Source organism: Microbacterium paraoxydans (assembly GCF_018224615.1).
In the GTDB taxonomy this organism is placed as follows: Bacteria; Actinomycetota; Actinomycetes; order Actinomycetales; family Microbacteriaceae; genus Microbacterium; species Microbacterium paraoxydans_B.
The window spans coordinates 182,653-203,054 of sequence record NZ_JAGTUK010000001.1 but is presented as its reverse complement, the minus strand read 5'-3'; the positions used below and the strand labels follow the sequence as shown (position 1 = coordinate 203,054).

General features: G+C 72.3%; 20 protein-coding genes. 14 read left to right on the top strand and 6 right to left on the bottom strand.

Going from position 1 to position 20,402, the window contains the following annotated elements:
• Nucleotides 1–48 precede the first annotated feature (48 nt).
• The 7 genes from KE274_RS00980 to KE274_RS00950 all read left to right on the top strand — a co-directional run bounded on the left by KE274_RS00980 (nt 49) and on the right by KE274_RS00950 (nt 6,511).
• Nucleotides 49–1,035 (top strand): ABC transporter ATP-binding protein, encoded by a 987-nt coding sequence (locus KE274_RS00980; protein WP_211540057.1) that lies wholly within the window; start codon nt 49–51, stop codon nt 1,033–1,035.
• The gene (locus KE274_RS00975) at nt 1,035–2,657 is read left to right on the top strand and encodes an ABC transporter permease (RefSeq protein WP_211541659.1); all 1,623 of its coding nucleotides are present in this window, start codon (nt 1,035–1,037) and stop codon (nt 2,655–2,657) included. Before KE274_RS00980 ends, KE274_RS00975 begins: the two co-directional genes overlap by 1 nt.
• Before the next feature lie 4 nt (nt 2,658–2,661).
• Nucleotides 2,662–3,135, top strand: a complete 474-nt coding sequence (locus KE274_RS00970; RefSeq protein WP_211540055.1) for a GbsR/MarR family transcriptional regulator — start codon at nt 2,662–2,664, stop codon at nt 3,133–3,135.
• 82 nt (nt 3,136–3,217) lie between these two features.
• Nucleotides 3,218–3,607, top strand: a complete 390-nt coding sequence (locus tag KE274_RS00965; RefSeq protein WP_211540053.1) for a GntR family transcriptional regulator — start codon at nt 3,218–3,220, stop codon at nt 3,605–3,607.
• On the top strand, nt 3,604–4,521 hold the full coding sequence (locus KE274_RS00960; RefSeq protein WP_211540051.1) for an ABC transporter ATP-binding protein: 918 nt from the start codon (nt 3,604–3,606) through the stop codon (nt 4,519–4,521). Before KE274_RS00965 ends, KE274_RS00960 begins: the two co-directional genes overlap by 4 nt.
• Entirely contained in the window at nt 4,521–5,207 is a 687-nt protein-coding gene (locus tag KE274_RS00955) for a hypothetical protein (RefSeq protein WP_211540049.1), read from the top strand. The genes KE274_RS00960 and KE274_RS00955 overlap by 1 nt, the downstream gene beginning before the upstream one ends.
• 170 nt (nt 5,208–5,377) lie before the next feature.
• On the top strand, nt 5,378–6,511 hold the full coding sequence (locus tag KE274_RS00950; protein ID WP_211540047.1) for an FUSC family protein: 1,134 nt from the start codon (nt 5,378–5,380) through the stop codon (nt 6,509–6,511).
• Between the two features lie 30 nt (nt 6,512–6,541).
• On the opposite strand, the gene KE274_RS00945 is transcribed toward KE274_RS00950, so the two are convergent.
• A complete protein-coding gene (locus KE274_RS00945; protein ID WP_211540045.1) occupies nt 6,542–6,760 on the bottom strand; it encodes an SCO4848 family membrane protein in 219 nt (72 codons plus the stop codon).
• 119 nt (nt 6,761–6,879) lie between these two features.
• Here KE274_RS00945 and KE274_RS00940 point away from each other — a divergent pair, with 119 nt between their 5' ends.
• From KE274_RS00940 to KE274_RS00925, 4 genes are read left to right on the top strand one after another with little or no spacing between them, the layout of a single operon-like run.
• Nucleotides 6,880–7,500 carry an RNA polymerase sigma factor gene (locus KE274_RS00940; protein ID WP_249185802.1) on the top strand — a complete coding sequence of 207 codons (621 nt, stop codon included), beginning with the start codon at nt 6,880–6,882 and terminating at the stop codon, nt 7,498–7,500.
• A gap of 2 nt (nt 7,501–7,502) precedes the next feature.
• A complete protein-coding gene (locus KE274_RS00935) occupies nt 7,503–7,958 on the top strand; it encodes a hypothetical protein (protein ID WP_211540041.1) in 456 nt (151 codons plus the stop codon).
• Nucleotides 7,959–8,018: 60 nt separating this feature from the next.
• A complete protein-coding gene (locus KE274_RS00930; RefSeq protein ID WP_211540039.1) occupies nt 8,019–9,590 on the top strand; it encodes a S8 family peptidase in 1,572 nt (523 codons plus the stop codon).
• A gap of 45 nt (nt 9,591–9,635) precedes the next feature.
• Nucleotides 9,636–12,083 (top strand): CHAT domain-containing protein, encoded by a 2,448-nt coding sequence (locus tag KE274_RS00925; protein WP_211540037.1) that lies wholly within the window; start codon nt 9,636–9,638, stop codon nt 12,081–12,083.
• 299 nt (nt 12,084–12,382) lie between these two features.
• On the opposite strand, the gene KE274_RS00920 is transcribed toward KE274_RS00925, so the two are convergent.
• Genes KE274_RS00920 through KE274_RS00900 form a run of 5 tightly spaced genes read right to left on the bottom strand, consistent with a single transcriptional unit; the run spans nt 12,383 to nt 16,886 of the window.
• On the bottom strand, nt 12,383–13,159 hold the full coding sequence (locus KE274_RS00920) for a DeoR/GlpR family DNA-binding transcription regulator (protein WP_211540034.1): 777 nt from the start codon (nt 13,157–13,159) through the stop codon (nt 12,383–12,385).
• A complete protein-coding gene (locus KE274_RS00915) occupies nt 13,156–14,031 on the bottom strand; it encodes a class II fructose-bisphosphate aldolase (RefSeq protein WP_211540032.1) in 876 nt (291 codons plus the stop codon). Before KE274_RS00915 ends, KE274_RS00920 begins: the two co-directional genes overlap by 4 nt.
• A complete protein-coding gene (locus KE274_RS00910; RefSeq protein ID WP_211540030.1) occupies nt 14,028–14,972 on the bottom strand; it encodes a 1-phosphofructokinase family hexose kinase in 945 nt (314 codons plus the stop codon). Before KE274_RS00910 ends, KE274_RS00915 begins: the two co-directional genes overlap by 4 nt.
• Nucleotides 14,969–15,961 (bottom strand): ROK family protein, encoded by a 993-nt coding sequence (locus tag KE274_RS00905; protein WP_211540028.1) that lies wholly within the window; start codon nt 15,959–15,961, stop codon nt 14,969–14,971. The genes KE274_RS00910 and KE274_RS00905 overlap by 4 nt, the downstream gene beginning before the upstream one ends.
• Before the next feature lie 25 nt (nt 15,962–15,986).
• Complete coding sequence (locus tag KE274_RS00900) at nt 15,987–16,886, bottom strand: SIS domain-containing protein (RefSeq protein ID WP_211540026.1); 900 nt, start codon at nt 16,884–16,886, stop codon at nt 15,987–15,989.
• 301 nt (nt 16,887–17,187) lie between these two features.
• On the opposite strand from KE274_RS00900, the gene KE274_RS00895 reads away from it, so the two are divergent.
• From KE274_RS00895 to KE274_RS00885, 3 genes are read left to right on the top strand one after another with little or no spacing between them, the layout of a single operon-like run.
• Nucleotides 17,188–18,435: an extracellular solute-binding protein gene (locus KE274_RS00895; RefSeq protein ID WP_211540024.1), complete on the top strand. Its 1,248-nt coding sequence runs from the start codon at nt 17,188–17,190 to the stop codon at nt 18,433–18,435.
• Between the two features lie 29 nt (nt 18,436–18,464).
• Nucleotides 18,465–19,436, top strand: a complete 972-nt coding sequence (locus KE274_RS00890) for a carbohydrate ABC transporter permease (RefSeq protein WP_211540022.1) — start codon at nt 18,465–18,467, stop codon at nt 19,434–19,436.
• Between the two features lie 2 nt (nt 19,437–19,438).
• Complete coding sequence (locus KE274_RS00885) at nt 19,439–20,365, top strand: carbohydrate ABC transporter permease (protein ID WP_211540020.1); 927 nt, start codon at nt 19,439–19,441, stop codon at nt 20,363–20,365.
• The last annotated feature ends 37 nt before the right edge of the window (nt 20,366–20,402 follow it).

The following is a 20,402-nucleotide window of genomic DNA, read 5'->3' as shown; positions in this document are numbered from 1 at the left end:
GTCTTCACTCGATTCACAAGATTGTGAAGCGGGCGTACGCTCCCGCGCATGACCACCGTCATCGCCACCCAGAACCTCACCAAGCACTACGGGCACGTGCACGCGCTCGACGGTCTCGATCTGACCGTCGAGCCAGGGCAGGTGCACGGATTCCTCGGCCCGAACGGCGCGGGGAAGTCCACCACCATCCGCATCCTGCTGGGCCTCGCGCGGCGCACCGGCGGCACGGTCCGCGTGTTCGGCGATGACCCTTGGAGCCGCGCGGTCGAGCTGCACCGCCGCATCGCCTACGTCCCCGGCGACGTGAGCCTGTGGCCGAACCTGTCGGGCGGCGAGGCCATCGATCTGCTCGCCCGGTTACGCGGCGCCCGCACGCACGACCCCGCATACCGGCGCGAGAAGGCCAGGCTGCTGGAGGCGTTCCAGTTCGATCCGCGCAAGAAGGGCCGCGCGTACTCGAAGGGCAACCGCCAGAAGGTCGCCCTGATCGCCGCGTTCGCCGTGCCGGCCGACCTGCTCATCCTCGACGAGCCGACGAGCGGACTGGACCCCCTCATGGCGGTGATCTTCCAGCGTGAGGTCGCGCGTGCGCACGAGCACGGCGCGACCGTGCTGTTGTCGAGCCACATCATGAGCGAGGTGGAGCAGCTGTGCGACCGCGTGTCGATCATCCGCGCGGGGCGCGTCGTCGAGACGGGCACACTCGCCGACCTGCGCCACCTCACCCGCAGCGACGTGTCGTTCACGGCGCCGGGGGTCACGCTCGGCCGGGTGTCGCGTATCCCCGACGTGCACGACGCCACGGTGCACGGCGACCGGTTCCGCCTGACCGTGGACAGCGATCGCACCGCCGCCGTGCTCCCCGCCCTGGCCGCGCTCGGCCTGAGCGACCTGCGCGTGGCACCGCCGTCCCTGGAGGAGCTGTTCCTGCGGCACTACGGCGACGACCTCGCCACGCTCGAAGCCGCGGAGGACGGTGGCCACGACGCGGGGTCGCCCACCCGCCGGTCGCGTCACGCGAAGGGGCGTGCGTGATGGACCGCTTCGGGGTGCTGGTGCGGCAGCGCATCCGCCGCGACCGGGTGCAGGTGCCGCTATGGATCGTGGGCACCGCGCTGATGGCGTTCGCGGGCTACGCCGGGGTCACGCAGTCGTACGCGACCGTGGCCGACCGGCAGAACATCCTGGCTGCGGCCCTCGCGAACCCGGTGATCCTGATGTTCCGCGGCCTGCCGTCCGGCACGTCGGAGGGAGCGTTCCTGGCGTTCGAGGTGCTGCCGTGGCTCGCACTGCTGGCCGCGCTGATGAGCGTGTTCCTGGCGGTGCGGCACACCCGCGGCGACGAGGAGGCCGGACGCACCGAGCTCGTGTGGGCCACGCCGGCCGGGCGGCGGCTGCCCACGATAGCGACGGCCGTGCACGGCATCGCCGCGAACCTCGTGCTGGCGGCGCTCACCGCGCTGGCCCTCATGGCGACCGGGCTGGACGCGGGCGGATCGGTGCTCGCGGGCGCCGCCGCCGGCTCGTGCGGCCTGGCGTTCCTGGGAATAGCGCTGTTCACGGCGCAGCTCTTCCGCACCTCGCGCGGAGCGAACTCCGCGGCGGTGTGGGTGCTCGTGGCGGCCTTCCTGCTGCGCGGCATCGGCAATGCGGCCGGGACCCCCGCCGACGACCTCGCCGGCATCACGAGCGCGTGGCCTGCCTGGCTGTCGCCGTTCGGCTGGGCGGAGCAGACCCGGCCGTTCGACGAGAACCTGTGGTGGCCGCCGCTGCTCGGGCTCGCGCTCGGGCTCGCACTGGCGGCGGCCGCGGTCGGCCTGCAGGCGCTGCGCGACGTGGATGCCGGGTTCGTCGCCGAGCGTCTCGGCCGGGTGGCGGCGCGGCCCGGGCTGTCGTCGCCGCTCGCTCTGGTGTGGCGACTCACCTCGGGCGGAATCGTCGGGTGGGCGGTGGGCGGTGCGCTCACCGGGCTGCTCGCCACGACCCTGGGCGGCGTGGTGGATCGGATCGCGGGTGAGAACCCCGCGGTGACCGACATCCTCGAGAAGATCGGCGGCGCGACCGGCGGCCTGGAGGAGGTCGTGGTGACCGTGTTCTTCACGCTGCTGGGCATCCTGGTGGCGTGCTGCGCCGTCCAGACCGTGGTGCGCGCGCGGCAGGAGGAGGCCCGCGGGACGGTCGAGCTCGTGCTCGCGACGCCCACGGGCCGCGTGCGCTGGCTGGCCGACCACCTGATCGTCGGCGCGGTCGCGGTGCTGCTCGTGGTCGCGGCGGCCGTGCTCGGCGGGTGGCTCGGCGTGCGGTCGAGCGACGGCGACACTGCGCTGTACCGCATCGTGGCGGTTGCCGGCGCGGGGCAGGCCCTCGCGGGGGCGGTGTTCGTGGCACTCACGGCCCTGGTGTTCGTGGTGCTGCCGCGCGCGACCATCCCGGTGGCCTGGGTCCTGGTGCTCGTCGCGGCGCTGCTCGGCATGTTCGGCCCGCTGTTCGGGCTGCCGGAGTGGACCGCGAACCTGTCGCCGTTCGCGGTGACGCCGGTGATGGACCGCGACGGCGTCGATGTGCGGGGGCTGTGGTGGCTCGTGCTGGTGGTCGCGGGGGCCACGGCGGGCGCGCTGACCCTGATGCGTCGGCGCGAGCTGGCGGCGGGAGGGTGACGCGATGACCGTGGAGGACGGGGAGCACCGGGGCGTCGAGCCCGCGGAGCAGGCGGCGGCGATGCTCACGGCGGCGGGCATGCCGCGGATGCCGGCGCGGGTGATGATGGCCCTGGTCGCCGCGCCGGACGGCGGGTACACCGCGGCGCAGCTGGCCGAGCGGCTCGGCGTCTCCCCCGCGGCGGTGTCGGGCGCGGTGCGCTACCTGCAGGGGTTGCACGTCATCCAGCGGCGCTCGCGGCCGGGCGAACGGCGCGACCGGTACGCGTTCGTGCACGACCCGTTCTACCGCTCGATCGTGGGCAACCTGCCGGTATACGAGCGGCTGTCGGACTACATCGACGACATCGCGGGGGAGCACGCCGACGACCCGGATGCCCAGGAGCGGGCGGCGGAGCTGGCCGCGTTCTTCCGGTTCCTCTCGACGCGCATGCGGCAGATCGTGGAGGAGTGGCACGAGCACCGTCGCGAGAACTGAGGTCCGCGGCGAGGGTTGACAGGCGTTCCGGTTGTATGGTTACTTAGTCGAGTAAGTAACCCAACAACCCAGCGGAGGACTCGTGATCGAAGAAGGCAAGCCGCTCTTCCTCCAGATCGCCGAGCAGATCGAGGACTCGATCATCGACGGCTCACTGGCCGAGGAGGCGCAGGCTCCTTCCACCAACGAGCTCGCCGCGTTCTACCGCATCAACCCCGCCACCGCAGCGAAGGGAGTCGCCATGCTCACCGACAAGGGAGTGCTCCACAAGCGGCGCGGCATCGGCATGTTCGTCTCGGAGGGCGCCAGGGAACTGCTCCTCGGGGAGCGCCGGGCCGCCTTCGCCGACCGCTACATCGACCCGCTCCTCGCCGAAGCCCGCACGCTGGGCCTCGGCGCCGACGACCTCGCGGACCTGCTCCGGCAGCGCGCCGCACACACCCCCACCCCAGAAGGGAAGAACCCCGCATGACCGCCGTCATCGAGGTGCAGAACCTCACCAAGCGCTACAAGGAGAAGAGGGCGCTCGACAACGTGTCGCTCTCGATCGAGGGGGGCTCGATCTACGGGCTCCTCGGCCGAAACGGCGCCGGCAAGACGACCCTCATGTCGATCCTCACGGCGCAGAACTTCGAGTCGTCCGGCACCGTGAAGGTGTTCGGCGAGCACCCCTACGAGAACGCGCGCGTGCTCGGCCGCATCTGCTTCGTTCGCGAGAGCCAGAAGTACCCCGACGACGCGTACCCCAAGCACGCGTTCACGGCCGCGAGCCTGTTCTTCCCGAACTGGGATCAGGAGCTCGCCGACGAGCTCGTCGCGGAGTTCCAGCTCCCGATGAAGCAGACGATCAAGAAGCTGTCGCGCGGGCAGCTGTCCGCCGTCGGCGTCATCATCGGGCTCGCCTCGCGCGCCGACATCACGTTCTTCGACGAGCCGTACCTCGGGCTCGACGCGGTCGCCCGGCAGATCTTCTACGACCGCCTGGTGGAGGACTACGCGGAGCACCCGCGCACGATCATCCTCTCCTCCCACCTGATCGACGAGGTGTCGAACCTGATCGAGAAGGTCATCGTGATCGACAACGGTCAGATCCTGCTCAACGAGGACACCGACGCCGTGCGCGACCGCGCCGTGACCGTGGTCGGCGATGCCGCCGTGGTCGACGCCTGGGTGCGCGACCGCGAGGTGCTGCACCGCGACGAACTCGGACGCGTGGCCTCGGTCACCGTGCTCGGGCGGCTCTCCGCCGAGGAGCGCGCCGAAGTGGTGGCGGCGGGGCTCGACCTCGCCCCCGTCTCGCTGCAGCAGCTCGTGGTGCGACTGACCCAGAAGGCCGAGGCGCAGCACGGCACGAGAGCCGACGCCGCGAAGGAAGGAGTCCGCTGATGCGACGCACCCTCAACGTCATCCGCCTGCAGCTCATCAACCGGCAGACCTTCGTCTGGGTGCCGCTGATCATCCTCGGCTCGGCCGTCGTGATCTCAGTGCTGATCTACGCCATGATCCCCGGCGACAGTCCCAAGTACGGCGGCGGCGGTCAGGCCCCGCTGTGGTACTTCTTCGCGATCGGCATGTCGGCCATGACGCTCACGTTCCCGTTCTCGCAGGCCATGAGCGTCACCCGCCGGGAGTTCTTCGTCGGAACGCTGCTCACCGCCGTGCTCGGCAGCGCCCTGCTCGGCGTCGTGTTCCTGCTGGGCGGCGCGATCGAGCTCGCCACGAACGGCTACGGCGTGAACGGCTGGGTGTTCCACCTGCCGTGGCTGTGGGAGTCGGGACCGCTCGGTGCGTTCGTGATCTACTTCACCCTCGCCCTGTTCTTCTTCATCGTCGGCTTCACCGGCGCGACGATCTACAAGAGCTGGGGCCCGATGGTGCTCACGATCGTCGGTGTCGGGCTGGCGCTGCTGCTCGTCGGTGCGCTGTTCCTCATCACCCGTCTCGAGCTCTGGGGCGAGGTGTGGGCGGGGATCATCGACCTCGGCGCGGTCGGGCTCGCACTGTGGGGCCTGGTGGTCGTGGCCGTGCTGAGCGCCGTCTCGTTCCTGGCCTTCCGGAGGGCCATCCCCTGAGCCGGCACCACCACCGCCGGAGGCCGCGGCTGCACACTCGTGCGGTCGCGGCCTTCGCGTGCTGCGCGGCACCGGTTACCCGCCCGCCGCACTCGGGGCAACCGGGTGGCCGTCGCGCCCGCGGCGGCCTATCCTCTCGCGACAACCCCGTCCGTCGACGAGAGGATGCCGTGAACCCGCACGCCTCCCCGCTCCGCGACCGCGCACGCCACCGGCTCAGGGAGCGCCGGTCGTACCTGTCGCGCACGCTGCACGACGCGGTCCGCCCGGCGCGGCTGCTCCTGGTGGCCAAGACCGCCCTGGCCGTCGGGCTCGCGTGGGCCATCGCCCCGCACATGCCCGGCGTGACCGACGAGTACCCCTACTACGCGCCCCTCGGAGCGCTCGTGAGCATGTACCCCACGCTCATGGGCTCGATGCGGTCGAGCCTGCAGACGCTGTTCGGTCTCGCCGCGGGCATCGGCCTGGCCGCCCTGGTCGTGCTCACGGTCGGCCCCACCTGGTGGACGATCCCGCTCGTGGTCGGGCTGGGCGTGCTGCTCTCCGGCACCGGATGGTTCGGCGTCGGGCGCGAGTACGTGCCGATGGCCGCGCTGTTCGTGCTGATCATCGGCGGGCAGAACGCCGACGACTACTCGGCCGGGTACCTGGCGCAGATGGCCGTCGGCGTGGTGATCGGGCTGCTCGTGAACCTGCTGATCGCCCCGGCCCCGCTCACCGCCGCGGCCGAGGCGCGCGTGGCGTCGTTCCGCGCGCAGCTCGCCCGGCACCTGCACGACATCGGCTCGGCGGTGTCGGAGTCGTGGCCGCCCGAGCATGCCCAGTGGGCGGAGGACGCAGCCTCCCTCGCGCACACCACCGCGGAGTTGCGGGCCGCCCTGGCCGACGCCGACGAGAGCGTGCGCTACAACCCGCGAGCGCGGCGGCGGCGCGCGGGCACCGGGCACATCCACGAGCAGCTCGACACGCTCGACCGCGTCGCGCACCTGATCCGCGACATCGCCGACGCCACGGCCGACACCATCTGGGACCGTCCGGCCGCCATGTCGCTCGACCCCGCCCTGCCGGAGCCCCTGTCCGACGCGTGCCACGCGGTCGCCGAGGTGATCGCAGAACCGGAGCCGGGGTCGAGCGAGGCGCACCGGCGACGGGGCGAGGCCGCCCGCGCGATCCGCCGGCTGCTGGAGCGCGTCGACGACCGCACGCTCGATGCCCGCAGTTCGATGGGCCCGGGGGTGCTCACCGCGATGCACCTGCGCCGCATCCTGATCCTCAGCGCCGAACGGCCCGCCGCCGACGAGTGAGTCAGGCCGCCGGGCGTGCGGAAAGTCGGGCTACAGGGCGCCGACGAGCGCGGCGACGCCGAACGCCGCGGACACCACGGCGAGCACCAGTGCGATCGCGATCAGGACGACGTGCACCCGCAGAAACGCAGTGGCCTTGCCGTTCTCGTCACGTGCGCGCGGATCGTTCGCGACCCTCGCGTAGAAGCGCGGCCAGACCACCACGTTGAAGACGGCGTTGAGGAACAGCACGACGGCGAGGGCGATCACCCCTCCACGCTACCGAGGGCGGCGTCCGCGCCGAGAACCAAGCACCGGGATTCTTGGACGGCGACATGTATCACCGGGCTCTTGCCGTGCTCCTGGTAGGTGTGATCACAATGGGCTTCATGATCGACGGTGCACCCGGCGCCGCCCCCCTCGATCCTGCATCCGACGACGGTCGGGCACGGTGGGAACGTGCCGCTGACCTGTTCGGCGCATGGCGCGAAGGCGACGGCCGCGCGATGGACGAGCTCGTGCGTCTGCTGACGCCGGTGCTGTGGCACGTCGTCCGCGCCTACGGGCTCGAGCGCACCCTCGCGGAGGACGTGGTGCAGACGACCTGGCTGCGGCTCGTCCGCGGGCACGGATCCATCGCCGACCCGCGCGCCGTGTCGGCCTGGCTCACCACGACCGCGCGCCGCGAAGCCTGGAAGGCCGCCAAGGCGAACGGCCGCATCGACACCGCCGACTCCGACGACCTCGACACCCTGCTGCCGGAGCAGGCGTCGGCCGAAGACCACGCGACGCTGGATGACGAGAACCGCCGGCTCTGGCTCGCCGTGCGCCGCCTCGCCGAACGCTGCCAGCGCCTACTGCGGGTGATCGCGTTCGAGGACCGCCCCGACTATGCCCGCCTCGCCGCCGACCTGGCCATGCCGGTCGGGAGCATCGGCCCAACCCGCAGCCGCTGCCTCGCCAAGCTGCGGGCGCTGCTGGACGCACCGGCACCGCGGACGGAGGGATGAGCATGAGCGACCACGACGACGCCCGGATGTTCGCCCGCCTGCGCACCCTGTGGGAAGAGGTCGATCCGGTGCCGGCCGGACTGATCGACCGCATGGTCGCCGCGGTCGCCGCCGATGGGCTCAACCGCGAATACGCCCTGCTGACCCTCGTGGAAGGCCAGCTGGGGGCCGTACGCGGAGACGCCGACGCGCTCACGCTGCAGTTCAGCGACGGCACCACGAGCATCCTGCTGCACGTGACGACGACCGCGTCCGGCCGGCGCCGCGTCGACGGCTGGGTCGACACCGCCGCCGCCCGGATCGTGCTGGCGCAGGGCGAGCGCACCCGCAGCACCACCCCGGCGGACACCGGACGGTTCCAGTTCGACGACGTGCCCCCCGGGCTCAGCCGCGTGCGTCTGACCGCCCTCGACGGCGACGAGGAACGCACGCTGGAGACGCCGCAGTTCGAGCTGTGACGGCGGGCGAGGGCGCCCGTCGAGGAGGCAGCGGGGGGACCCGCACGGAGAGGATGAGCGATGGAGCAGCCCCAGGGATGGACGTGGCAGGACCGCGCGGAAGGTTCGATCCGGCGCGGCACCGCCCTCGACCCGAGCACGGAACCGGTGGACGGCATCCGCGCCTTTCCCACCGCGTACCTGCCCGAACGGCTGCTCATCACCCGCACCGTCGGTGACCAGGAGGCGTACGACCGCGAGGTGCGGACGCTGCGCGACGCGGCCGACTCGTTCGGCTGGCGGCTGGAGATCGAATCCGCGGAGCGCGGGGTCGGCGGCGACGAGCTGGTGCCGGGCGTCGCCGGGTTCCTCCGCGCACGCCTTACCACGCCCGACGAGCCGACCAGGGGGGAGTCGCCCGTGGCGCCGGACGCCTGGCGGGTGCTGCAGCGGGCGCGCCGCCTGTCGCGCTCGACCATGCCGCGCACGAGCCTGGAGCACGTGCTGTCGATCGACCCAGTGGGCCTCAACCCGTTCACGCGCACGAACCCGTTCACCCGCACCAACCCGTTCACGCGCACCAATCCCGTGCGCGGCGCGGGGGCCGGCGCCGGAGGCAGCGACGACTACCTGGAGCCCGGCCGCGGGGCCAGGCAGCCGGTGTCGTGGCTCGGTCCTGCGCCGGTGAGGGCTCCGGCGCCGAAGCGCGGACGCCGCCCGGTGGTGGCCGTGCTCGACACGGGCTGCGGCGAGCACGCCTGGCTGCCCGCCGACATCGTCACGCGGCACGTCGAGCTCGACGGGGTGCCGGTCGGGCTCACCGACGATGCCGACCCCGAACGCTACCCCGACCTGTACGGGCAGCTCGACGGCGAGATCGACGCCGTGGCAGGGCACGGCACGTTCATCTCCGGGATCGTGCGGCAGACCGCGCCCGACGCCGACATCCTGTCGATCCGGGTGGCGGGTGCCCTCGGCGTGGTCGACGAGAGCACCCTGCTGGAGACCGTGGCGCAGGTCGTGGAGCTGCTGCGACGGCACCGCGAGGACCCGAAGACGGGCTTCCCGATCGACGTGCTCAACCTGTCGCTCAGCTACTACCACGAGACGCCGACCGACGGACTGTTCAGCCGCACGCTGTACGAGCTGCTGGCGAAGGCGCGGGAACTGGGCTGCGTGGTGGTGTGCTCGGCCGGCAACGACGCGATCGACCGGCCGTCCTTCCCCGCGTCGCTGTGGCCGTGGCCGGGATCGGACAACGGGCTGCCCGCCGACAAGGGCGCCCCGCACGTCTCGGTCGGGGCGCTCAACCCCTCGGCGCGCTCGGTCGCCCTGTTCTCCAACGTCGGGCCGTGGGTGCACGTGTACGCGCCGGGCGCGGCGGTCGTGAGCACCTCGCCCGCGTTCGTCGGCGGAGCGCAGGCGGCGACCAGGGCCGACGTGGACGGACTGGTGCGCGAGACCCTCGACCCGGACGACTACCGCGGCGGTTTCGCGGTGTGGAGCGGCACGTCGTTCGCGGCGCCGTACCTCGCGGGACGCATCGCGGCGCAGCTGGGCGCTGTCCCGATCGGCGGGGCGACCCCGGCCGCGGCGGCGAAAGCCGTGGCCGCCGTGCTCGCCGCCCTGCCCACACCGCACGACGGCGCCTGACGCGCGCTCTTCCCCGCCGGGGGCGCGGCACGGCATCCTGGACGGATGCCCCTGTCCGCGAGCGAGCTGCATCATCGCGGCGTCGAGGCGGCGAACGCGCGACGGTTCACGCAGGCCCACCGTGCCCTCGACGCCGCGGACGCCCGCACCGACGACCCCGAGCTGCGCGCCAGGATCGACGGCACGCGCGCCTACGTGCTGACGCAGACCGGCGACCCCGCGGCCGCCGAGGAACTGTGCCGGGCGGCGCTCGCGCGCGACGGGCTGCTGCCGGAGACCGTCGCCCTGCTCAGCGGGCAGCTCGGCACCCTGCTCATGCACCGGGGGCGGCTGCCCGAGGCCGAGGCCATGCTCACCCGCGCCATCGACGCGCTCTCCGCCGCGGGGGCCGAGAGCATCGAGCTGGCGAACTGCCTGATGAACCGCTCCGTCGTGCGCATGCAGCGACACGAGCTGGACGCGTGCGTGGCCGACCTGCGCCGCGCCCTGGCCGTGTACCAGGCGCACGACGCCCGCGGCCCGGTCGCCGAGGCCACGCACAACCTCGGCTACGCGGCACTGCTGGGCGGCGACCTCGTGGGGGCACTGGCGCTCATGACCCGCTCCCGCCCCGCGCTGGCCGAGGTGAGCGACCTGGCCGCCGCGATCGCCGACCTCGACCGCGCCGAGGTGCTGCGCGATGCGGGGCTCACGACCGAGGCGGAGGCGCTGCTGGCGCAGGTCGCGGTGCAGTTCGGGGCGCAGCGCATGCGGCAGGCCCGCGGCGAGGCGGAGTTCCACCTGGCGCGGTCGCTGCTGCGTCACGACCCGGCGGCCGCGGAGCGCGCGGCGCGTCTGGCCGCCCGCCGGTTCACGGCCCTCGCGACCCCGGCCTGGGCGGCGCGCGCCGAGGCCGTGCGACTCGAGGCACGGCAGCGCGCCCGCCCCGGCCGCACGATCCCGGCGGAGGAGTTCGAGCGGGTGGCGCGCGACCTCGACCGGGCCGGGTTCCGCACCGAGGCCTCCGCCCTGCGCCTCACCGCGCGACGCGACGGCGGAGGGCGACTGCCCCGCATCGCCGCCTCCGCCCCCACGCCGCTGCGACTGCGGGCACACGAGGTGCGGGCGGCCAGGGCCCTGCACCGGGGGCGCGACCGGGAGGCCCTGCGCGCCGCGGGCGAGGGGCTCGACCTGCTGTCGGCGTGGCAGCAGTCGTTCGGCGCTCTCGACCTGCAGGCGTCGGTGGCGATGCACGCGAGCGACCTCGTGTTCACCGGGCTCACGGCTGCGGCGCGACGAGGCGACCCGGAGACCCTGTTCGAGTGGTCGGAGCGGGCGCGTCACCTCAGCCAGCAGGTCGCGCCGGTGCGGCCACCGCACGACGCGGAGCTCGCGGCGGACCTGGCCGAGCTGCGGATGCTGCGCGCCGAGCTCGCCGGTGCCGACTGGACGACCGACGCGCGGGTGCGGGTGCTGCGCGACCGGGTGCGCGAACGGCAGTGGACCGCGACCGGCTCGGGGGCCACGCGCGAACGGCTCGGCCTGGCGACGTCCGCCGCGCTGCTCCCCCACGACACCGCGGTGTTCGCCTACGTGTTCACGGGCTCGGGGCTGCACGCGGTGGTCGTGTCGGACGGTGCCGCGACGATCGTGGAGCTCGCCTGGCCCCGGGTGCGGGCGGCGCTCGACGGGCTGCGGGCCGACCTCGACATGGCCGCCCTGACCCGCGGCGGTGCGATGGGCGCGGTCACGGAGCGGGCGCTCGGCGCACGGCTGGCGCTGCTCGACGCCGAGTTGCTCGCGCCCCTGCGGCGGGCCGCCCCGCACGCCTCGCGCGTCGCGATCACGGTGCCCGGCATCCTCGGGGGCGTGCCGTGGGGGATGCTGCCCGGGATGCGCGGGGTGCCGTTCACGCTCGCCACGTCGGTGTCACGGTGGCTCGGAGCCGCCCGCACTGCGCGCACCGCCGCGCCCGTGGTGGGCTTCGCTGCTGGCCCCCGGGTGCGCCGCGCAGGCGAGGAGGTGCAGCAGGCGGCCGCCGCGTGGCACGGCCTCGGCACCACCCGGATGCGCGAGGGCGCGGAGGCGACGGTGTCGGCGGTGACGGCGCTCGCGGGTGACGCCGACCTGCTGCACATCGCGGCGCACGGGCGGCACGCGGTGGACAACCCGCTGTTCTCGGGGTTCGAGCTGCGTGACGGCACGCTGTTCGGCTACGACGTCGACCTCATCCCCCGGGCACCCCGCACCGTGATCCTGTCGGCGTGCGAGCTGGGGCGATCGTCGGTGCGGTGGGGCGAGGAGGCGCTGGGCATGACGCGGGTGTGGCTGCACGCGGGTGCCGAGTGCGTGATCGCGGCGCCGGTCGTGGTGCCGGACGACGATGCGTGCGAGCTGCTGACGGCCGTGCACGCGGGGCTCGCGGAGGGCGCTGCCCCTGCGGACGCGCTGGCCTCGGCGGCCGTCACCACGGGCGTGATCGCGCCGTTCCAGTGCCACGGCGATGGATTCTGACCTTTTTCTCCAATCGGTGTATCAGAACCGCAGGCGGTGACTCCTGTTCTTCGGAAGGTGTCGGGGCGAAGGGCCTCGAAGGATGAGGCGCGAGGGAGGCGCCGTCGGATCTGGGGAATCGCGCACTGGGGAGCGCACACGACAGCGACACCATCTGCTCGGGGGGACCCGCGGTATGCAGCCGCGGCACTCATGGGGCCTCGGCGATCTGGGGACGCCGGGGCCCTTCGGGCTGCCCGCGGGGCCCGGCTGTCGAGATGGCCGCCGAGCCAGAGGCGCGTCGTGGTCGTCCCGGGGGCTCAGGCGAGGACGACGGTGTAGCCGGCCGTGCGCAAGGCGTCGATCCGCGCGGGATCGGCCCCACGGTCGGTGATGACCGTGTGGAACAGCTCGGGCCCGCCCACCGCCGAGAACGCCTCGACGCCGAGCTTGCTGCCGTCGGTCACGACGACGGCGCGGCGGGCACGCTCGGCCATCATGCGGTTCACCGCCGCCTCCCGCTCGTCCTGCGTGGTCGCTCCGGCCGTGGCGTCCATCCCGTTCACGCCCAGGAACGCGATGTCGAGCCGCACGCCGCGCAGCAGTTGCTCCACGAACGGGCCGACCAGCTCGTAGGTGCGGGAGTGGATGACGCCGCCCGTCACCACGACCTTGATGTCGGGCCGGGTCGCGAGCTGCGCCGCGATGTTCACGGCATTCGTGACGACCGTGATCCCGCCTTCGGCGGCCAGGTCGTCTCTGGCGGCGAGCGCGGCCGCGATCGCGGTCGTGGTGGTGCCGCCGGACAGTCCGACCACCATGCCGGGCGACACGAGGTCGGCCGCGGCCTGGGCGATGCTCGCCTTCTCCTGCGTGCGCAGGTGGCTCTTGTAGCGGATGGGCAGCTCGTACGCGACGGTCTGCGCCACCGCACCGCCGTGCGTGCGGGTGAGCAGCCGCTGTTCCGCGAGCGAGTCGAGGTCGCGGCGCGTGGTCGCGGGCGAGGCGCCGAACCGGTCGACGAGCTCGTCCACCGTGACCTCCCCGCTCGCGGCCAGCAGGTCGAGGATCGCGTTCAGGCGTGCCGCGCGCTTCACCGCACCGCCTCGGGCTGCAGTGCGAACAGGCGCAGCATCCGCGCGGCCTCGTCGGCCAGGGCGTGGCGCGCGGGGCCGAGGTATTTGCGGGAGTCGACCAGCCGCTCGTCCGCCGCCAGCACCTCGCGCACCGCCCTGGTGAAGAACCCGTTGAGGTGCGTCGACACGTTGATCTTGGTCATGCCGGCGCGCACGGCGTCGGCGATCACGGCGTCCGCGACGCCGGAGGAGCCGTGCAGCACGAGCGGCACGTCCGCCCCCTCTCGCCCCGCCCCCCGCAGCGCTGTGCGGAGCCGGGCGATCAGGTCGAGGTCGAGCGCGGCCGTGCGGTCGGTCATGGCGTGCGACGAACCCACCGCCACGGCGAGCGCGTCCACCCCGGTCGCCGCGACGAACGCCCTGGCCTCGTCCGGGTCGGTGCGCACACCGGGCGCGTGCGCCCCGTCCTTGCCGCCCACCTCGCCCAGCTCGCCTTCCACGAACACCCCGGCGCGCCGCGCCCGGTCGGCGACCTCAGCGGTCAGCGCCACATTCTCGTCATAGGGCAGTGCGCCGCCGTCGAACATCACCGAGCCGAAGCCGAGCGCGACCGCCTCGTCCACCAGTTCGGGGCGCTCGGCGTGATCGAGGTGCACCGCCACCGGGGTCTCCGCGCGGCGCGCGAGCGCGAGGGAGGCGAGGGCGATGGGCTCCAGGCCGCCGTGATAGTCGGCGCAGTTCTGGGAGATCTGCAGGATCACGGGCAGTCCGGCGAGCGCCGATGCCCGCACGAGCCCCTCCGCCGTCTCGAGGTGGATCACGTTGAACGCGCCGATGCCGGCGCCGGCGGCGGAGGCGGCGGAGACGAGCTCTCTGGCGGAGACGAGGGTCACGAGGGGTCCTTCCGGAACTGGTCGGGGTCGGGGCGGGTCACGTGCAGTTGCTGTTCGAGCGCGGTCCATCGCGGCGAGATGTCACCGGCGAGCGGCATCAGCACGGCGGCCGCCGACCACGCGGTCGCGCGGCGGAGCACGGTCTCGGGGTCGCGCGTGCCCTCGGCGTACAGCACCGCGCAGGCGGCCACCCCGGCGTCGCCCGCACCGGTGGGGTTGCCCGCGAGGGGTTCCTCGAGTCGCGCGTGCAGCAGGTCGTCGTGGGTCACGGCGAGCATGCCGTCGGCGCCGAGCGACAGCAGCACCAGCTCGGCCCCGCGCTCGAGCAGCGTGCGGGCGGCGGCCACGGGGTCGTCGCTGCCGGTGGCCTCGGCGAGCTCGGCGGCGTTGGGCTTGAGCACGGTCGCCCCGGCGTCGGCGGCGCGCAGCAGTCCGGGCCCGGAGGTGTCGACGATCACCGGCACTCCGGCGTCGCGTCCCACGGCGATCAGCATCGGCAGCAGCGCTTCGGGGGTGCCGGGCGGGAGGCTGCCGGAGATCACCAGCACGTCCGCCGCGGGCAGCCGCTCGACCACCTCGGCCAGCAGCGCGCCCCACTCCGCGTCGGAGGGGCCAGTGCCGCGCTCGTTGACGATGGTGGTGTCGCCCGCGGACTCGTCGACGAGGGCGATGCTGCGGCGGGTGTCGGCGGCGACGGGCACGAGCACGTGCGGCACGCCGCTGGTCTTCAGCTCGTCCGCGAACTCGGCGCCCACGCGGCCGCCCGCCGTGGTGAGTGCGAGCACGGGCGCCCCCTGGGCGTGCGCGACCCTGGCGACGTTGAGGCCCTTGCCGCCCGCGCGCGCGGAGCCCGTGTCGGCGCGGTGCGTGCCGCCCTCCACGAGCCGGTCGATGCGCCAGGTCAGGTCGAGGGCGGGGTTGGGGGTGACGGTGAGGATCACGTCAGCTCCCGTGCCCGCAGCGCCGCGCCGATCAGGCCCGCGTTGCCGGAGAGCTCGGCGGGCACGAGCACGGGCAGGCGATGGAAGCTGAGGCGCGCGGCCAGCCGCCGGCGCAGCTCGTCGAACAGGGCCCCTCCGGCGCGGGAGAGTCCGCCGCCGATCACGACCGCCTCCGGGGCGACCACGGCGGTGAGCTGCGCGAGCGACATCGTGAGGGCGTCGAGCGCGGAGTCCCAGATGGCCGCGGCGACCTCATCGCCCGCGGCGGCCCTGGCGATCACGTCCTTCGCGCCGTCGGGAACGACCCCGGTGGCCTCGCGGTAGCGGCGGGCGATCGCCCCGGCCGAGGCGACGGCTTCCAGGCAGCCGCGAGCGCCGCAGGGGCATTCCGGGCCGTCGGCGATGGGTGAGTGGCCGATCTCGCCGGCGTAGCCGCCCGCGGTGTACGGCCGCCCGCCCACCAGCAGCGCCCCGGCGATCCCGGTGCCGATCACGAGGATCACGGCGTCGTCGTAGGCGCGCGCTCCGCCGAGGCGGTGTTCGGCCCAGCTCGCGGCGCGCACGTCGTGGTCGAACGCCACGGGCAGCCCGAGCATCTGGGTGGCGAGGTCGCGCAGCGGGGTGTCGCGCCAGCCGAGGTTGCTGGCGAACACCCCGATCCCGGCCTCGGCGTCGACGATGCCGGGCACCACGAGGCCGACCGCCTGCGGCACGACCTCGGGGTGCGCGTCGCGGAGCTCGGCGGCAAGCACCTCGAGCCGGTCGAGGATCGCGTGCGTGCGGTCGCCGTCCACGACGGGTGTCGGGGTGCGGCGCAGGCCGAGGGCGGTGCCGTCGGCGTCGAACAGGGCGGACTTGATGTCGGTGCCGCCCACGTCGAACGCGAGGGTCGGGGCACCGGGGCCGAGCGACCGCACGGCGGCGAGTCTCTCGCCGGAGGCGTCCTTCTCGACGTCGGGGATCGCGCCCGCGCCGTCGTTCGGGGTCATCGCTCGGCTCCGGTGGTGGCTCGGGTCATGCATCCAGGATGACGGATCGGGTGAGGTTGCGCGGCTGGTCGGGGTCGAGGCCGCGGGCGACGGCGCGGTCGAGGGCCGTGCGGTGCAGGCGCACGAGGTCGGCGAGCGGGTCGATCGCGCGGTGCTCGAAGCGGGCGCCCGTGGCGCGCACCTCGTCGGGGAGCCCGACGGGCGCGTCGCCGAACTGCCAGGTGACGCGGCCGGGGGCGGCGATCGCGATCGGGCCGTGGCGATAGTCCATCGACGGGTACGCCTCGGTCCACGACTGCGAGGACTCGCGCAGCTTGAGGGCGGCCTCGTGCGCCAGGCCGATCGTCCAGCCGCGGCCGAGGAACGTGTACTGCTCCGCGTCGCGCAGCTCGGCGTCGACGTCGGGCTCGGCGAGCACGGCCGTCGCGTCGGCGATCGCCCCGCTCAGGTCTTCGCCGAGGGAGGCGCGGAACAGCGCGAGCGCGGTGGTGGCGAAGCGGGTCTGCACCACGGACTTCTCGTCGGCGAAGGGCAGGAGCACGGCTTCGTCGACGAGCGAGACGAGCGGCGAGTCGGGGTCGCCGATCACGCCCACGGTGGGGACGCGTCCGCGGATGCGCTCGACCAGTTCGAGCACCTCGCTCGTGGTGCCGGAGCGGGTGAGGGCGACGACGGTGTCGTAGCCGCGGTCGACGAAGGCCTCGGAGGCGGCGAACGCGTCGGTCTCGCCGTGTCCCGACGACTCGCGCAGTGCGGCGTAGGACTGCGCCATGAACCAGGACGTGCCGCACCCGACCACGGCGACCCGCGCTCCGTGGGCGGGGAGCCGGCGCTGCTCCGCGGTGAGTTCGGCGGCGCGCTGCCACATCTCCGGCTGCGAGAAGAGTTCTTCGCGCATGTGCGCGCCGGGAAGCGTTTCGGTCATCAGTCGACCCTTTCAGACGAGTAGTTGCGTATTTGTGATTCTTTCGGGTGCGTTTCGATCATAGTATGTCACCACAGCGAGACAACATCCGGCGAATGCTTGATTTTGTTTGTTTGCCTGACAAATAATCTGTACGTTCCACCCAAGCCCCGGCTTGAACCGAGAGGTCGCCCTCACCGCGATCGATCACCACGCACCGTCGCGTGAAGTGTTCTGCGACTGTGCACCACACCCCCGCTCTGTCGGTCAGCGGCCCGCCCGCCCGCCGACGGAGGCACTCACAGTGAGGAATGCAATGCCCATGAAGAAGTCACTGCGGTTCGGAGCGGCTGCCGTCGCGGCCGTCGCCACACTGTCGCTCGCCTCGTGCGGATTCGGCGGATCGGGCGGCGACAGCGGCGGGGACGCCGACGGCAAGACCACGCTCGACCTGCTCGTCCCCAGCTACTCCGACGCGACCAAGGGGCTGTGGGAAGACGTGATCGACGGGTTCGAGAAGGAGAACCCCGACATCAGCGTCAAGCTCGAGGTGCAGTCGTGGGACAACCTCGAGAAGGTCATCTCCACCAAGATCCAGGCAGGCGAGGCTCCCGACATCTACAACGGCGGACCGTTCGCCGGATTCGTCGGCGACGACCTGCTCTACCCGGTGAAGGACGTCGTGTCCGAGGAGGTGTACTCCGACTTCCAGGACTCCTTCATCAAGAACGCCGAGGTCGACGGCACCGCCTACGCCCTGCCGCTCATCGCCTCGGCTCGCGCCCTGTTCGTCAACAACACGCTGCTGCAGCAGGCGGGCGTGGAAGCACCCACCAACTGGGACGAGCTGCTCGACGCGGCCACCAAGGTCTCCGCGCTCGGCGGCGGCGTCGCCGGTTACGGCATGCCGCTCGGCTCGGAAGAGGCGCAGGCCGAGGCGGCCGTGTGGCTGTGGGGCGGCGGCGGCTCGTTCGGCGACGCGTCCGAGATCACGATCGACACCCCGGAGAACCTCGTCGGCGCCGAGCAGATCAAGAAGATGATCGACGCGGGCGCGACCCAGGCCGACCCCGGCTCGACGCAGCGCTCCCCGCTGATGGACATCTTCATCCAGGGCAAGATCGGCATGCAGGTGGGTCTGCCGCCGACGGTCGGCCAGATCGCCGACGCCAACCCCGAGCTGGACTACTCCATCGTCCCGATCCCGACCAAGGACGGCTCGCCGTTCACGCTCGGCGTCATGGACCAGCTGATGGCGTTCCAGAACGACGACGACAAGAAGGACGCGATCACCAAGTTCTTCGACTACTACTACTCGGCCGACGTGTACGTGCCGTGGGTGCAGGCCGAGGGCTTCCTGCCCGTCACGAAGTCGGGCGCCGAGCAGCTCTCCGGCGAGGAGGCGCTCAAGCCGTTCCTCGACGTGCTGCCCGACGCGCAGTTCTACCCGTCGACGAACCCGAAGTGGTCCGCCGCGGACGGCGCGTTCAAGTCGCTGTTCGGCCAGATCCAGTCGAAGCCGGCGCAGGACGTGCTGACCGAGATCCAGGCGCAGGTCGACGCGGGCTGACCCGCAGAACGGAGAGGTTCGGGTATCCCATGAGCCAGACCACAGAATCCTCGAACCTCGCGGGGGCGGCGACCGGCCGCCCCCGCACCCCGAACGCCGGGGCGGCCGATCGCGGTCGCCCCGGCGGGCGGGATCTCCTCCAGGCGCTGCCCTGGATCGCGCCCGCGCTGGTGCTCATCATCGGCGTGGTGCTGTTCCCCGCCGGCGTCATGTTCTTCAACTCGACCCGCGACATCTCCCTGTCCGGGCTCGACAAGGGCTCGGTCGGCTTCGACAACTTCGTCACCGTGTTCACGTTCGCGGAGTTCTGGCCGATCTTCTTCCGCACGATCGTCTGGGTGGTGTCGGTCGTGGCGCTGACCGTGGTGATCTCGCTCGGGCTCGCGCAGATCCTCAACAAGGCATTCCCCGGGCGACAGCTCGTGCGCATGGCGGTCATCGTGCCGTGGGCCGCCTCGGTCGTGATGACGACCATGGTGTTCTACTACAGCCTCGAGCCGTACTTCGGCATCGTGAACAAGTTCCTCTACGACGTGGGGCTGTCGGATGACGCGGTCGGCTACGGCTGGACCAAGAACCCGGCGACCGCGTTCGCATGGTCGATCGTGATCGCCGTGTTCGTGTCGCTGCCGTTCACCACCTACACGATCCTCGCCGGTCTCCAGGCGGTCCCCGCCGACGCGATCGAAGCCGCGAAGATGGACGGCGCCGGGCCCGCCCGCACCTACTGGTCGATCGTGCTGCCGCAGCTGCGCAGCGCCCTCGCCGTCGCGATCCTCATCAACATCATCAACGTCTTCAACTCGCTGCCGATCCTGAAGGTGATGACCGGGTCGATCCCCGGCTACGGCGCCGACACGATCATGACCCTGATCTTCAAGTACATCGAGCTGCAGAAGAAGGTCGATGTCGCGAGCGCCCTGTCGGTGGTCGCGTTCCTGATCGTGATCGCGATCGTCGCGGCCTACGTGAAGATCGTCAAGCCCATGAAGGAGGTCTGATCATGACCGTGACCGAGACCGCCCTCGTGACCACCGCCGATGCCCGCGAACGCCGCACCCCGCCGATCCCGGGCCGCAAGCGCCGCTACACCGCCGACCAGGTGTCGCTGCCGCGCGTGATCCTGCGCATGGCCGCGGGCTTCCTGGTGCTGGCGATCTTCGTGCTGCCGTACCTGGTGATGTTCTTCGGGTCGGTGAAGACCAAGGCGCAGATCCGTTCGGTCGACCCCACTTACCTGCCGACGGAGTGGCACTGGGAGAACTACATCACGATGTGGTCGACCCCCGAGACGCCGCTGCCGTACAACCTCGTCTCCACCATCGTGATCTCGGTGTTCGCGACGCTGCTCGTGCTGCTGGTGTCGCTGCCCGCCGCCTATTACACGGCCCGGTTCAAGTTCCCCGGCCGCATGGTGTTCCTGTTCCTCGTGATCGTGACGCAGATGTTGCAGCCGGCCGTGCTCACCTCCGGCCTGTTCCGGCAGTTCACCACGCTGGGCCTCGGCGACACGTGGGCCGCGATGATCTTCATCAACGCCGCGTTCAACCTGTCGTTCGCGGTGTGGATCATGCACTCGTTCTTCGCCGGCATCCCCAAGGAGGTGGACGAGGCAGCGCAGATCGACGGTGCCGGGCGCCTCACGGTGCTGTTCCGGATCAACCTGCCGCTGGTGTGGCCGGGCATCGTCACGGCGATCGTGTTCACGTTCGTGGCCTGCTGGAACGAGTTCGCCGCATCGCTCGTGATCCTGTCGACCGACAAGAACCAGCCGCTGTCGGTCGCGCTGACCAAGTTCGTCGGTCAGTACGAGACCAGCTGGCAGTACGTGTTCGGCGTCTCGATCGTCGCGATCCTGCCCGTGATCATCCTGTTCATGCTGATCGAGAAGCGCCTCGTCGGCGGTCTCACCGCCGGCAGCGTGAAGTAGGCTCGGGCCCGTCCGCCGCCTCCGTCTCGCACTCGAG

Bases quoted from the DNA above. Each gene is read 5' to 3' on its own strand.
- KE274_RS00980 (WP_211540057.1), top strand. From the start codon at position 49: ATGACCACCGTCATCGCCACCCAGAACCTCACCAAGCACTACGGGCAC.
- KE274_RS00975 (WP_211541659.1), top strand. From the start codon at position 1,035: ATGGACCGCTTCGGGGTGCTGGTGCGGCAGCGCATCCGCCGCGACCGG.
- KE274_RS00970 (WP_211540055.1), top strand. From the start codon at position 2,662: ATGACCGTGGAGGACGGGGAGCACCGGGGCGTCGAGCCCGCGGAGCAG.
- KE274_RS00960 (WP_211540051.1), top strand. From the start codon at position 3,604: ATGACCGCCGTCATCGAGGTGCAGAACCTCACCAAGCGCTACAAGGAG.
- KE274_RS00955 (WP_211540049.1), top strand. From the start codon at position 4,521: ATGCGACGCACCCTCAACGTCATCCGCCTGCAGCTCATCAACCGGCAG.
- KE274_RS00940 (WP_249185802.1), top strand. From the start codon at position 6,880: ATGATCGACGGTGCACCCGGCGCCGCCCCCCTCGATCCTGCATCCGAC.
- KE274_RS00935 (WP_211540041.1), top strand. From the start codon at position 7,503: ATGAGCGACCACGACGACGCCCGGATGTTCGCCCGCCTGCGCACCCTG.
- KE274_RS00930 (WP_211540039.1), top strand. From the start codon at position 8,019: ATGGAGCAGCCCCAGGGATGGACGTGGCAGGACCGCGCGGAAGGTTCG.
- KE274_RS00925 (WP_211540037.1), top strand. From the start codon at position 9,636: ATGCCCCTGTCCGCGAGCGAGCTGCATCATCGCGGCGTCGAGGCGGCG.
- KE274_RS00905 (WP_211540028.1), bottom strand. From the start codon at position 15,961: ATGACCCCGAACGACGGCGCGGGCGCGATCCCCGACGTCGAGAAGGAC.
- KE274_RS00900 (WP_211540026.1), bottom strand. From the start codon at position 16,886: ATGACCGAAACGCTTCCCGGCGCGCACATGCGCGAAGAACTCTTCTCG.
- KE274_RS00895 (WP_211540024.1), top strand. From the start codon at position 17,188: ATGAAGAAGTCACTGCGGTTCGGAGCGGCTGCCGTCGCGGCCGTCGCC.
- KE274_RS00890 (WP_211540022.1), top strand. From the start codon at position 18,465: ATGAGCCAGACCACAGAATCCTCGAACCTCGCGGGGGCGGCGACCGGC.
- KE274_RS00885 (WP_211540020.1), top strand. From the start codon at position 19,439: ATGACCGTGACCGAGACCGCCCTCGTGACCACCGCCGATGCCCGCGAA.